Origin of the sequence: Blautia sp. HCP3S3_H10_2 (assembly GCF_052122375.1) — a bacterium.
Classification (GTDB): Bacteria; Bacillota; Clostridia; order Lachnospirales; family Lachnospiraceae; genus Blautia_A.
In genome coordinates this window covers 99404-112560 of record NZ_JBQKCL010000006.1, presented here as the reverse complement: position 1 = coordinate 112560, position 13157 = coordinate 99404, and the positions used below count along the sequence as shown (strand labels likewise).

11 protein-coding genes are annotated in these 13157 nt (G+C 44.0%); all 11 read left to right on the top strand.

From position 1 onward, the window contains the following. Positions 1-28 precede the first annotated feature (28 nt). The 11 genes from ACTQWB_RS08420 to ACTQWB_RS08370 all read left to right on the top strand — a co-directional run bounded on the left by ACTQWB_RS08420 (position 29) and on the right by ACTQWB_RS08370 (position 13125). Positions 29-805, top strand: coding sequence for an ABC transporter permease (locus ACTQWB_RS08420; protein ID WP_441501466.1), 777 nt, complete (start codon positions 29-31; stop codon positions 803-805). A 9-nt stretch (positions 806-814) separates the two neighbouring features. Next, positions 815-1555 carry an ABC transporter ATP-binding protein gene (locus tag ACTQWB_RS08415; protein ID WP_441501467.1) on the top strand — a complete coding sequence of 247 codons (741 nt, stop codon included), beginning with the start codon at positions 815-817 and terminating at the stop codon, positions 1553-1555. Between the two features lie 2 nt (positions 1556-1557). Then, the gene (locus ACTQWB_RS08410) at positions 1558-2649 is read left to right on the top strand and encodes an acyltransferase family protein (protein WP_441501468.1); all 1092 of its coding nucleotides are present in this window, start codon (positions 1558-1560) and stop codon (positions 2647-2649) included. Positions 2650-2661: 12 nt separating this feature from the next. Continuing rightward, entirely contained in the window at positions 2662-3786 is a 1125-nt protein-coding gene (locus ACTQWB_RS08405) for a glycosyltransferase family 1 protein (RefSeq protein WP_441501469.1), read from the top strand. Continuing rightward, the gene (locus ACTQWB_RS08400) at positions 3770-4762 is read left to right on the top strand and encodes a stealth family protein (protein ID WP_441501470.1); all 993 of its coding nucleotides are present in this window, start codon (positions 3770-3772) and stop codon (positions 4760-4762) included. Before ACTQWB_RS08405 ends, ACTQWB_RS08400 begins: the two co-directional genes overlap by 17 nt. A 74-nt stretch (positions 4763-4836) precedes the next feature. Then, the gene (locus ACTQWB_RS08395; RefSeq protein ID WP_441501471.1) at positions 4837-6105 is read left to right on the top strand and encodes a CDP-glycerol glycerophosphotransferase family protein; all 1269 of its coding nucleotides are present in this window, start codon (positions 4837-4839) and stop codon (positions 6103-6105) included. A gap of 100 nt (positions 6106-6205) precedes the next feature. Next, complete coding sequence (locus ACTQWB_RS08390) at positions 6206-6622, top strand: adenylyltransferase/cytidyltransferase family protein (RefSeq protein ID WP_441501472.1); 417 nt, start codon at positions 6206-6208, stop codon at positions 6620-6622. 49 nt (positions 6623-6671) lie between these two features. Then, positions 6672-7937 (top strand): CDP-glycerol glycerophosphotransferase family protein, encoded by a 1266-nt coding sequence (locus ACTQWB_RS08385; RefSeq protein ID WP_441501473.1) that lies wholly within the window; start codon positions 6672-6674, stop codon positions 7935-7937. Between the two features lie 51 nt (positions 7938-7988). Next, positions 7989-9191 (top strand): glycosyltransferase, encoded by a 1203-nt coding sequence (locus ACTQWB_RS08380; protein ID WP_441501474.1) that lies wholly within the window; start codon positions 7989-7991, stop codon positions 9189-9191. Between the two features lie 3 nt (positions 9192-9194). Next, positions 9195-11453, top strand: coding sequence for a CDP-glycerol glycerophosphotransferase family protein (locus ACTQWB_RS08375; RefSeq protein ID WP_441501475.1), 2259 nt, complete (start codon positions 9195-9197; stop codon positions 11451-11453). Beyond that, complete coding sequence (locus tag ACTQWB_RS08370) at positions 11446-13125, top strand: hypothetical protein (RefSeq protein WP_441501476.1); 1680 nt, start codon at positions 11446-11448, stop codon at positions 13123-13125. Before ACTQWB_RS08375 ends, ACTQWB_RS08370 begins: the two co-directional genes overlap by 8 nt. Positions 13126-13157 lie beyond the last annotated feature (32 nt).

Here is a 13157-nt window from a genome sequence, read left to right as displayed (position 1 = left end):
ACAGTTACAAAAATACAATGGAGTGAATATGAAGAAATATTTTGATAATCTCAGACAGTATCAGTTCCTTTTAAGTGAGCTGGTAAAAAAAGGAATCAAGCTGAAATACCGTCGTTCCTACCTTGGTATTTTATGGTCTATGTTAGAGCCATTGCTTTCCATGGTAGTACTGACAATCGTATTTGGAACCCTGTATGGAAATACAGATAAGACATTCCCTGTGTATATTCTTTCAGGACGTCTTTTGTATACTTTTTATTCCAATGCGACCAAAGCGGCGTTGAAGTCCATCCGTTCGAACTCGGCAATGATCAAAAAAGTGTATGTGCCGAAGTACCTGTATCCACTTTCAGCAGTTATCTATAACTATGTTATATTCCTGATTTCCCTGCTGGTACTTGGAATCGTAAGTGTTATTCTTGGTGTGAAGCCAACTATTTATCTGCTTCAGGCTCCGGTCGCACTGATCCTGATTTTGATTTTAGCCTACGGAAGCGGAATGTTCCTTGCAACCATCGGAGTATTTTTCAGGGACATTGAATATCTCTGGACAGTTGGACTGATGTTGATCATGTACACCTGTGCGATTTTCTATTATCCAAGTAAGCTGTTAAAAAGTGGATGGGCCTGGATCCTGAAATTTAACCCGCTGTACTGCAACATCCAGATTTTCCGTTCTGCAATATTCGGAGAACCGATGTATGCGCCATATGTTATTTATGCAACTGCGTTCAGCGTGATGATCACCATCATCGGACTTGTATGCTTTAAGAAGAAACAGGACAATTTTATTCTGTATATTTAAGGAGAAAATATGGGTAAGCCAGCTATAGAAGTTGATAATGTTAGTATGAAATTCAGCTTAAGCCGTGAGAAAGTTGACAGCTTAAAAGACTATATATTTAAGACAATCAAAAGAGAAATCCAGTACAATGAGTTCTGGGCTTTAAAAAACGTAAGCTTCACCGTGGAGAAGGGGGACCGTGTGGGTATCCTGGGACTGAACGGAGCAGGAAAAAGTACTCTTCTGAAGGTGATTTCAGGTGTGTTTAAGCCGACTGAGGGACATGTGGACAAACATGGTAAGATCGTTCCTCTTCTGGAGCTGGGCGCAGGTTTTGATCCCCAGTACACAGGTAAAGAGAACATTTATCTTTACGGTGCAATGCTTGGATATACCAAGAAATTTATTGACAGCAAATACGATGAGATCGTAGAATTTTCTGAACTCCAGAAGTTTATGGATGTGCCTGTGAAGAATTACTCTTCCGGTATGAAATCCAGACTGGGCTTTGCAATCGCTACAGTGGTTGAGCCGAAGATTCTGATTCTGGATGAGGTTCTTTCTGTAGGTGATGCCAAATTCCGAAAGAAAAGTGAAAATAAGATCCTCAGTATGTTTGATTCCGGAGTCACTGTGCTTTTCGTATCCCATTCCCTGGAGCAGGTGAAGCGTCTTTGCAATAAGGCAATGATCCTGGAAAAAGGACAGCTGATCGCATATGGGGATATTGATCCGATCGCGGAACAATACAGTGAGATGATAGGTGGCTGATTATGAAAAAGGTTTTGACCAGAGATGAATCCCTGGCACTAAAAGGCATCGCGGTATTCTTAATGGTATTTCATCATTGTTTCCGTTCAGCAGACAAATTTGCCAGATATACGCCCGTTTTTTCACCATTATTTACAGAAACGCAGGTAGTTGGGCTTGCGCAGTGGGCGAAGATATGTGTGGCTCTTTTTGCGTTCGTCTCTGGTTATGGTCTTATGTATGGTTACAGGAAGCTGGGAGAGGAAAAAAGAAGAGAGAAGATATCTGGCTGGGTGAAAACACATTTGATTTCTACCTTGTCTGGCTATTGGTTTGTTGCAGTGATTGCTTACATTCTCATGGCAATTGTGGGAAAAATAAATTTCTCAAAGTGGGGAAGTAACCGGCTGGAAAAGCTTGTAAATGTGGTTCTGGACTGTGTGGGTGTTTCCAATTTGTTTGGAACGAAAACATTGCGGGGAGCCTGGTGGTATATGGGAGCTGCTGTTGTTTTCATTGTTCTGGTTCCGGTTCTGGCTTATCTGATACGCAAGCTGGGTGGGACAATTACCCTGCTTCTGGTTTTTCTGTTTCCACGTATAGCTGGGATTGGATTTCCTGGTGGAACAGCTGCATATTCCTTTTTGCCTGTATTCGTTTTGGGAATGCTGGCCTGTGAACAATCTGTATTTGAGCAGTTTCACAGTTGGCAGATTGGGATGAAACCAAAAGTAAGCAATGGGATTAAATTTGTTTTAACGTTGTTTCTGGTTGTTTTTGGTGTGTGGAGTTATAACAAAATTCCGTTGAAAGTATTCTGGGAATATCATTATGCAATGGTTCCCTTTATTGTGATCCTGTTTCTGGAAGAGTATGTATTCAGAATTTCCTGGGTGAAAAGACTGTTTGGCTTTCTGGGAAAATATTCTTTGTATATCTGGCTGATACATACATTTGTGAGAGACTATCTGGGCAGATATGTGTGGTCAGTACGTTATTTCTGGTTGGTACCGGTGGTGATTCTGGTGATATCACTTGGAATGGGAATCATTCTGGATATCTTTCGGAAATATTGCGGCTATAACAAGCTTATTGGATATCTGATGAAAAAATAAAAGAGGAAGATTATGAAGATTCTGCAGGTAGGATTGGGGAATAATCCTGGGGGCATGGAAGCATTTGTAATGAATTACTTCCGGGAATTGTCGAAGCAGGGTATTACCTTCGATTTCGTTTCCATGTATGGAACGATTGCATATGAACAGGAAATCCTGAAGCTTGGTGGAAGAGTATTTTATGTTCCAAATGTGAAAAAGGATTATTTCGGTTATGTGAAGGCTTTTAAGGGGCTTTTGCAAAAAGAGCAGTATGACATTGTACATGTGAATATGCTTTCCGCTGCGAATATCGTACCTCTTCGCCTTGCAAAGCAGGCAGGAGTGGGGAAAGTGATCGCCCATTCCCACAATGCGTCAGCTCCCGGGCTTATCCGGAAGCTGATGGACAGATGGAACCGCCCCAGGCTGAACCGCTATGCGGATATGAAGCTGGCATGCTCAGAAACAGCAGGCAGATGGCTGTTTGGAGATACTGCTTTCGAAAAAGGGGAAGTGACAGTGGTATCGAATGCTATAGATACCAGGAAATACAGCTTTTCCCAGGAAAACAGGGAGAAAATACGGCAGCAGCTTGGAATCCGGGAGGGCATTCTGGTAGGTCATGTTGGCAGATTCCAGGTGCAGAAGAATCATGAAGCTATTGTGCGTATTTTTTATGAAATTCAGAAAAAAGAGCCGACAGCCAGACTTTGTCTCATCGGAGACGGTGAATTAAAAGAAAAGATCTGTGGGCAGTTTAAGCAGCTGGGCATTCTGGAAAAAGTGATCTTCGCAGGCGTGTGCCCGGACGTGGAGAAATATCTGAGCGCCATGGATGTATTTCTGTTTCCCTCTTTATTCGAAGGTCTCCCGTTCACTTTGTTAGAAGCACAGGCAAGCGGACTGCCCTGTGTGATTTCCAGTGAGATCACAGAAGAAGCTGTATTATTAAAGGAAAAAGTATGCAGACTTTCCTTGGAAGAAAGTGATGAAAAATGGGCGGATGCAGTTCTTGCCTATGCGAAAAATGGCAGGGAAGAGAAGGAAAACGCAGCCCGGTTCCTAATGGCTGCGCATTTTGATATTCATCAGGAAGCTGGAAAGCTGCTGGAATTGTATAAGAAACAGGGAGAACAGCATGGAAAACAAAATTGATTTTGTGCTTTTGTGGGTAGATGGCCAGGATGAGACATGGATGAAGGAGAGGCGAAAATACAGTCTGGATAAAGATGCCGGCAATGCAAGCCGTTACCGGGACTGGGATAATCTGCAGTACTGGTTCAGAGGTGTGGAAAAATTTGCACCCTGGGTAAATCATATCTATTTTGTGACATGCGGGCATATTCCAGGCTGGCTGAAGCTTTCCAACCCCAGGCTTTCCGTGATTCGTCATGAGGAATTTATGAAGCCGGAATATCTTCCTACCTTCAGCAGTCATCCCATCGAACTGAACCTTCACCGAATCAAAGGTCTTTCCGAACATTTTGTTTATTTCAATGATGACACTTTCCTGATCAGTCCTGTACAGCCAGAGGATTTTTTCAAAAACGGACTGCCAAGGGATTGCTGTATTGAGACAGCGATAGCCCAGGACAATATAGACGATCCCTTTGCCCATATCCTGCTTAACGATACGGCACTTATCAATATGCATTTCCAGAAAAAAGAAGTGATCCGCCGTACCTGGAAAAAGTGGTTCAGTCCTGCATATGGCAAGATGCTGCTTCGGAATATCCTGATGCTCCCTTATCAGGAATTTTCCGGGTTTAAATATACCCATATGCCAAGTCCATTTTTGAAAAGTTCCTATGAAAAGGTGTGGGAAGCAGAAGGAGAACGGCTTGACCGGCTCTGTCATAACCGTTTCCGCTCCATTTATGATGTGAACCAGTATGTGATCAAGCACTGGCAGTGCATGGAGGGAAATTATGAGCCCCAGTCCCCGTCTTTCGGACAGTTCTGCGTTATGGGCCGGGATGATGACAAGCTTTATGAAACTATGGAGAAACAGTCCCATAAAATGATCTGTATCAATGATGATGACAGACTGAAGAATTTCGAGGAAACACGAGATAAAGTAATTCGGGCTTTTAATAAAATACTTCCGGAGAAATCCAGCTATGAGGTATAGAGTGTGCTGTATAAAATAGAAAGCATAAAGAAGGAAAAAGAAAAGGATGAAGCCTGAAGAATGAGGAATAAAAAATGTCAAAAGAAGCAGGAAAAAGAATACTAAAAGAACAGGGAATTTCCGGATTTGTGCTTCATTATGGGGCAAGAGTACTTACTAAAGTGGAGAAACAGCTGATAGGCAGGGGAGCTGCACGCTTCTGTAGGGTGAAAGAGAACCGGCTTGTTTTTAAAAACAGGGAAAACCTGGATTTTACAGATAATCCAAGGGCATTTTTTGATTATCTCATAAAAATGGGTTATAATGAAAAATATGAGATCATCTGGCTGGTGTCGGATGTCCGTAAATTCCGAAATGTGAAATATAAGAATGTGAAATTTGTCACAGCAGAGAACCGCTATGGCTGGAATAGCTGCAGGGCCTATTATTATGCGGCTACTGCCCGTTATTTTTTCTTTTCCCATAATACCCAGGATTTGTTAGATTATGGCTGTGAGGGAAGACAGATCATCAATCTGTGGCACGGCTGTGGTTATAAGGGACCGGAGCAGGGGCTGTCAGCACCTTCCGGTGAGAAGGCAAGATCGGGATTTGACTATGGCCTGGTTCCGGGACCACTCTTCGTCCAGACGAAATCTGTGGCATGGAACTGCGAAAAAGAGAAAATCTGGCCCATCGGTTATCCAAGATATGACTGGATGCTCCATCCTTCCCTTGGGAAAGAAGAGCAGTTAAAAAGACTATTCGGATGGGAAGAGGGCAAGGCTGTGATCTGGATGCCTACCTTCCGCAAAAGTAATCTGAAGGGCTGCAGGGAGAGCGAGATCCAGCTGGCATACCAGCTTCCTGGACTTTCCGGAGTGGATGACCTGAAGAAGCTGGACATGCACCTGAAGATGCTGGACATGCTTCTGATCATCAAGAAGCACCCGCTTCAGACTGAATGGTCTGAGGATGAAAAAGAGCTTACGAACATACGTTATGTGACAGAAGAGATGTTGGAAAAAGCCGGGATCCAGCTGGCAGAGCTGATGGGTGTCTGCGACGGACTGATCTCGGATTATTCCTCGGCAGCTGTGGATTTTATGCTTCTTCACAGACCTATGGCATATGTACTGGAAGATTTTATGGCATATAAAGAGAAAAGAGGCTTTGTATTTGAGAATCCCCTTATTTATATGCCTGGAGAGAAAATATACGATTATCCAGGAATTGAGGCATTTCTGGAGCATGTGGCAGCTGGGGAGGATCTTTACCAGGAAGAGCGGGAGAAGCTGATGCCGGTAATGCACAATCCTGCAGAAAATTACTGCAGCAGACTGGCAGCGAAGCTTTCCATATAAAATGTAACTGACAGGTGGGAAAAATAAAAGATACAAAAAACAGTGAAATGCCAGAGAGCGTTTGTGACCAGTAGCAGGGCTGTAAAAGGGAGAACAAAAAATGGGAAAATTAATCGGATATACACAGGGAACTTATGATATGTTCCATATTGGTCATCTGAATCTGATCAAAAATGCCAAGAGAAGATGTGATTATCTCATCGTAGGTGTCAATACAGATGAGCTTGTGGAAAGCTATAAACATAAGAAACCGATCATTCCGCTGGAAGAGCGGGCCGAGATCGTGCGCGCGATCAAGTATGTGGATGAAGTGATCATTACGGATACGCTGGATAAAAAGGTGATCTGGGATAAGATTCGTTTTGATGAAATTTATATCGGAGACGACTGGAAAGGAAATGAGCGTTGGGAGCGGACTGGTAAAGAGATGGCAGAGCTTGGCGCGAAGCTTGTATACCTTCCGTATACAAGAGATACCTCATCCACTATGCTGAGGGAGAAACTGACGGAGTACTAGTACCTGTTTGCAAAAGTTTTTAACAGACTCTGAAGAAAGGTTTACCACAATGGGAAAAGTACAGACATTATTTAAAATGTTTTCCAAAATCGGGGAAGATAAGAGCATGTATGACCGGTATCTGACCCTGAGAGCTTTTGGAACTTATGTGATATATGATAAATGGAAAATCAGAAGGATGAAGAAGTTTCCGCCTGCAATCGTGGAAAACCGGATCCTTTTTGAGACAAATGATGATTTTACAGACAATGGCCGTGCCCTTTTTGATTATATGGTGGCCAATGGCTACAATAAAAAATATGAGCTTGTCTGGCTGGTACACGATCCGTCCAAGTACAAAAAATACGAGACAGAGAATGTGAAATTCGTGGAAGGCTTCAAAAAGCACAGCACCATCCGCCATGCAGTTGCATACCGCTATGCGCTTACCTCCCGTTATATCTTCTATACCCAGGCATTCAACTGGATCGGAATGGCAAGAAAGGGGCAGACTTTTATTGATCTGTGGCATGGATGCGGATATAAAGCAAACAAGAACAACCGTAAGGTATTCTTTGATTATTGCCTGGTACCTGGTGATGTGTTCATTAAGACAAAAATGGAATTTTTCGGATGCAGCTCCAAGAAGCTTCTTGCCTTTGGCTACCCAAGATACGACCAGATGCTGGCTGGAAGTGATGCTGCAAGAGCATACAGGGAGAAGCTTTTGAAGGAATCCGGTAGCGAGAAGCTGATCCTGTGGATGCCTACCTACCGTCACGCCAGCAGTGAGAGACTGAATGAGGAAACCCTGAATAATGAGTTTAATATCCCGATCCTGGACACCAAAGAGAGTCTGCTGGCATTTAATGATTTCTGCCGTGATAACCATATGCTGGTGGTAATTAAGAAGCACTATCTGCAGATTCCCTATGATTTCGGGGAAAATGTGCTGACGAATATCGTTTATCTGGAGAACCAGGATCTGGAAAACAACGGGCTGCAGCTTTATGAATTTATCAACTGTTCTGATGCACTGGTATCCGATTATTCCTCTGTGGCAATTGATTACCTGCTCCTTGACAAGCCCCTTGGTTTTACCCTGGATGACTATGAAGCATATACAGAATCCAGAGGCTGGGTATTTGAGAATCCTCTGGAATACATGCCAGGAGAACATATTTACAACGTCCGGCATTTTGAACAGTTTGTTCTGGATGTAAAGAATGGCAAAGACGACTATCGTGAAAAACGTGCCAGCGTCCGTGCGAAGACCCATAATGTAACAGACTGCTATTGCAAACGGGTACTGGATTACTTTCACATTAACCCCTGATACAGGATCACCAAATTGAAGGAGGAAGCCCCCACGCGGGGTGTATAAGATATGAAAATATGTATCTGGATGACAAAAATCTTTGATCTTGGCGGAACCAAGCGTGTGGTTTCCCTTCTGGCAAATGAGCTGGTGAAAGAGCATGATGTAACGATCATGACCTATGAGGACCGTTTTCTGGAAGACCGCACCATGTACCATTTAAGTGAAGACATTGATGTGGACTTTATTGACAATAACTATTTTGTAAACAGACACCGCAATCCGGCTTTCTGCAAACGATATCTGGTGAAGAAGCTGAATGATAAATTTGGCATATTTAATAAAAAGTGTTTCAATGATCTGCTTGCAGAGTCCATTTTCCCGAAGAAGACAAGGGATAAATGGGTGGATTATTTAAATTCCAAGGACTATGATGTGATCATTACCACAGCGTCCTTAAGCCTGCGGCTTGGCATGATCGCTCCACGTTTAAAGGCAGCTACCATTGGCTGGCAGCATAACTGTTATGATGGATATCTGCATGTGAAGCCGGTGGTATTCTGGCAGCAGGAGTGTCTTCTGCAGGAGTATCTGCCCAATCTGGACCGGTACATCGTCCTTAGCAAATACGACCAGCGGGATTATAAAGAGAAGCTAGGCATTGATACCGAAGTGAAGATCAATCCACGAAGCTTTGTAAGTGAGAAAAAGTGTAATGTGAAATCCAAACGTTTCCTTATGGCTACCCGTTTCGTGTATGCAAAGGGCCTGGATCTTATGATGGAATCCTTTGAGGAATTTTGCAAAGAGGATTCGGAATGGGAACTGGATATTCTGGGAGATGGAAAGCTGTTCGGGAAGATCAAGGCAGATGCGAAGAATCGTCATCTGGAGGATCGTGTCCATTTCGTAGGATATACAAATGAACCGGAGAAATATTATTTAAATTCTTCCGTTTTCCTTCTTCCTTCCAGATGGGAGGGATGGCCAATGGTAATCATGGAAGCTTTCGAGTTCGGCCTTCCGGTGATCGCTTATCATATGGGAGCCATGGACCTGATCATTGATGACGGAAAGACAGGATTTCTTCCGGAGGCGTTTGATCCCCATAAATTTGCTCAGGCAATGCTGAAGATCGCACATGACGAAGAGCTCCGGAGCCAGATGTCTGCAAATGCCATTGCGAAATCAGATGACTTTTCCATTGATAAAGCAGTAAAAGAGTGGGACGGACTGTTTGAACGTGTAACAGCGAAGAAAAGGGGGGAGTGATTGATGAAAATCACCGTGAATGACCTGAAAAAGCTGGCGAAAAGGGTAATCCGCAGGGATACCTATGCCCAGGCTGTTAAGGAAGCCAGGGAAGAGGCACGTTATAATCTTACCGAAGAGCTCCGGCAAAAATATGCGGATTATTATGAGAACAGTCCGCTGAAAGAAAAATGTATTTTATATGAGGCATTTGGGGGCAGGGGTATGACCTGCAGCCCGCATGCCATTTTTAAGTATCTGCTGACCCAGCCGGAGTTTCAGGAATATCTCCATGTCTGGGTCATTGATGACTTTTCGGATAATGCTCCCTGGATGGAAGCATATAAAGAAAACAAAAACGTAAAATTTATCAGATTCCAGTCTCTGGAATACCGGGAATATCTGGCGACTTCCAAATATCTGGTAAACAATGTGAGCTTTCCCGGATATTTTACAAAAAGAGAGGGGCAGGTATTTATCGATACCTGGCATGGCATTCCGTTAAAGACCATTGGATTTGATATTCCGGCTGGAAAGATCAGTGCAGGAAATACGGTGAAAAATTTCCTGGCTGCAGACTATCTGATCTCTCCAGATCCTTTTATGACAGAAATCTATCAGAACGCATTTAAAATGGGCGGGATTTATCCAGGTACCATTCTGGAAATCGGACAGCCACGTAACGACAGCTATTTTCACACTGAAAGGGAAGAAGTATTCCGGAAACTGAAAATGGCGGGAATAGAAGCAGATCCGGACAAGAAACTGATCCTCTATGCTCCCACCTGGAAGGGCAGCAAATACTCCAGCCCGGATACCAGTCTGGATGCATATGAGAAGATGATCCGTACCATAGAAGAAAATGTAGATACTTCTGTCTATCAGGTGTTTGTGAAGCCTCACCAGATCGTGTATTACCACATCAAAAATACCCAGGGTGTGACCGGACAGTATATTCCGGCAACGGTGGATACCAATGAGCTGCTTAAGGCTACGGACATTCTGATCTCGGATTATTCCAGTATCTACTTTGATTATCTGGTATCTGGCAAACCAATTCTTTTCTTTATTCCGGATCTTGCTGATTATCAGAACTACAGAGGTCTGTACTTTGGAATTGACAAGCTGCCAGGACCTATTGCGGAAAATTATGAACAGCTTGGTGGATATTTACGGGATCTGGAAAAGGCGATGGAGCCTTATCATCCGGTGTATGAGCGGGAAGCAAAGTGGGCATGTCCAAAAGACGATGGAGATGTATGTCGTCGTCTTGTAGAGATTGTATTCCATGGAAAAAAAGGAGAAGAATGCATCCGCTGTAAAGAGGATGGACGTCGTAAAATTTTGATGTATGCCGGGGACTTTTCAGATAATGAAACTACCAGGGCATTTTTGGCAATGGCAGAGTATCTTGATTTTGATAAGTTTGATGTTACCCTTCTGATAGATGGGGGTGGTGATGAGAAAGCCCAGGGATTGATCCGTTCCCTGCCAGACGGGATCCGTGTCCTTTACAGAGGACAGCCATACAACGGAAGTCCCCAGGAGCTTGCCAGTCATAACTATCTGATGAAAGGGAAAAAAGCAGAAATTCCCCATGTCTTCTATAAAAGAGAGGCCAGAAGACTGTTTGGGGAAGCTGTATTTGATTGTGCCATCGACTTTACCGGAAAGAAGAACCTGTTTTCCATGATGGTTTCCCAGATGGAAAGCACAGAGTTTTATACACATAAGCTTTGTTTTGTGGACCGAAACAGAATCCAGGCAGAGCTGGATGAGCAGCCTGTGATCGTTTCCCAGAAAGAGAGCTATTATATTGCAGACATAGAGGGAGAAAATTCCTCTGTGCTGACTGTGGATGCCATTCCGGCACCGGACGCAGAAAAAAATAATTATTTCTGCATGTATCAGAAAGGAACAGAGGCGCTTTTGGGCACATTCGCCAGCTTAAAGGAGAAGAACAGCTGTCTTTATATAATGGGAAAAGGAAAAGCCTATGATGCTCTTGGAAAAAATATTTCCCAGCTTCATCTGGAAGGAAGGGTATTTCTGACAGGATGGCTTTCCAGGCCATTTGCCCTGATGAAGATGTGCGACTATTTTATCTGTCCTGCAGGGGAAGAAAGTGCCGGTGCACTTTATGCGAAGGCCATGAACATGAAGCTGGTGGGAGCAGACCTTGAAACTGAGATTTCTTATAGCTTTGATGCAGAAGAGTGGAACCGGAAGCAGTATCAGGAACTGGAAGCGCAGATGGAAGATAAGAGGGATTTGCATGAATGAGATAGAGAAAATCCTGGAAGCGAATATGGATGAATACGAAAGTGCCAGACGCCGTGCCAGGAAGCTGGTGATGGGCTACAGACGGGAAATCAGCCAGACATATGAATATGCAGATGACCTGAAGCTGCCCGTAGACCCGGAACAGATTTTCTTTTTATGGGAAAAGGGAACAAAGGATGGAGAGCTTGTCCGGGAAATGTGCGAATATGTGAAGCGCACTTATGGCAAAAAATACAACTGCATCAGCTGCGTGAAAGGAAGCCTGCCTTTGGGGAGTTCTGGAAAAGTGACGGAGAAATCCTCTGGCTACTGGCGTGGGCTTGCAGTATCCGGCTTTATTATCAGTAGCGTGGAATTGCCGGCAGCATATGTAAAAAGAGACGGGCAGATTTACCTGAATACTATGTCAGCTGTGTACGAAAATCCCAAAACGAAGAGCAGGAAATTTGTATCCGGCACAGCGCGGGAGCTGTTAAAAACAGACTATATCTGTGCGCCTGGCCTGCAAAAAGCAAAAGAGACATGGACAGGGAAATGTCTGGCGGGAAATGTGTATGATGGCAAAGTGCTGGTTCTGGAAGAGAAAATGAAGGAGAAGGCGGCTGCATTGGCTGGCTTCCTTCTGGAAAAAAACATCTCTGACGGGATGAAGTGCTATTCTTTAAGAGATGGACAAAAGAAGAAAATCCTGGTTCTTGGAAGCGGGGATGCCAAAGACAATGTAAAGCTGCAGGTAAACAGACTTCTGGCGCAGATGGATCCGGAAAATATAGACGTGGCATTTTTCAGTGAAGAGCTGGAAAGTGAGGGAAAATGCAGGGAATTCCTGGCTCAGATGAGCCATGCTGCGGCTATTATGGGAATTGGCAAAATGACCGTAACGGAAAGGGAATACCTGAATTATCTGACTGTGGAAAAAAATCCGGAAGCATATCTGGGAAATCCTGCGGTCCGCAGCTATATGGATGAGCTTGCCAGAAGGGAATGGAACCGGTTATTTGGAACTGCCTGCTGGGATGCTGTGGTTGTGGCAGGAAGTGTGAAATATCTGCCCTATTATCTGGCAGCCAAGGCAAGGACGAAGATGAAGGTGCTGGTAGATCTTGATTTTCTGCCCTATATCCATGAAAAATACACGGCCAGATGGCGGAGGGCGTTAACGGTATTTCAAAGAATCTATGCGCCGGCAGACTGTCTGCAGCTTGGAAGCTATGGGCAGGAGAACCGTCTTCGGGTTATGCGTCTTCCAGTTCTTCTGGCAGCAAAACCGGAAGCACAGGATGTGGAACAGGTATCATACAATGGAAAGGAATACCTGGCCTGCCATAGACAGGCCCAAAGGGGAGAACATGTTTCCATGAAGCTGGTAAGACTGCCTGAACCTGGAAGTATTCTGGTAAATGCAGATCTGCCGCCTTCTCCGGAAAGAAAAGAGCGGTTAAAGAAACTGTCAGAGAAGCATATGGTTTACCTGCTCGGAACAGAAAGTGCTGCATATACGGGATTTCTTCCAGAAGCCATTGTTCTGGATGAATATGTGCGCAGGGAATTGTATCTTCTGCCGGAAGCATGGAAATTTTTTGAAGCTTTTGAAAGCTATGAGGGAAATCAGGCGCAGGAATATGATGTGACGGGAAAGATTTATAAGGCAGTAAAGGAGAACATTCCTTGATTTGTTCAGGGAATGTTCTATTTCTATAGAGG

What these genes read in the sequence shown, in the direction of transcription:
- ACTQWB_RS08420 (WP_441501466.1), top strand. Translation starts at nt 29, where the DNA reads ATGAAGAAATATTTTGATAATCTCAGACAGTATCAGTTCCTTTTAAGT.
- ACTQWB_RS08415 (WP_441501467.1), top strand. Translation starts at nt 815, where the DNA reads ATGGGTAAGCCAGCTATAGAAGTTGATAATGTTAGTATGAAATTCAGC.
- ACTQWB_RS08410 (WP_441501468.1), top strand. Translation starts at nt 1,558, where the DNA reads ATGAAAAAGGTTTTGACCAGAGATGAATCCCTGGCACTAAAAGGCATC.
- ACTQWB_RS08405 (WP_441501469.1), top strand. Translation starts at nt 2,662, where the DNA reads ATGAAGATTCTGCAGGTAGGATTGGGGAATAATCCTGGGGGCATGGAA.
- ACTQWB_RS08400 (WP_441501470.1), top strand. Translation starts at nt 3,770, where the DNA reads ATGGAAAACAAAATTGATTTTGTGCTTTTGTGGGTAGATGGCCAGGAT.
- ACTQWB_RS08395 (WP_441501471.1), top strand. Translation starts at nt 4,837, where the DNA reads ATGTCAAAAGAAGCAGGAAAAAGAATACTAAAAGAACAGGGAATTTCC.
- ACTQWB_RS08390 (WP_441501472.1), top strand. Translation starts at nt 6,206, where the DNA reads ATGGGAAAATTAATCGGATATACACAGGGAACTTATGATATGTTCCAT.
- ACTQWB_RS08385 (WP_441501473.1), top strand. Translation starts at nt 6,672, where the DNA reads ATGGGAAAAGTACAGACATTATTTAAAATGTTTTCCAAAATCGGGGAA.
- ACTQWB_RS08380 (WP_441501474.1), top strand. Translation starts at nt 7,989, where the DNA reads ATGAAAATATGTATCTGGATGACAAAAATCTTTGATCTTGGCGGAACC.
- ACTQWB_RS08375 (WP_441501475.1), top strand. Translation starts at nt 9,195, where the DNA reads ATGAAAATCACCGTGAATGACCTGAAAAAGCTGGCGAAAAGGGTAATC.
- ACTQWB_RS08370 (WP_441501476.1), top strand. Translation starts at nt 11,446, where the DNA reads ATGAATGAGATAGAGAAAATCCTGGAAGCGAATATGGATGAATACGAA.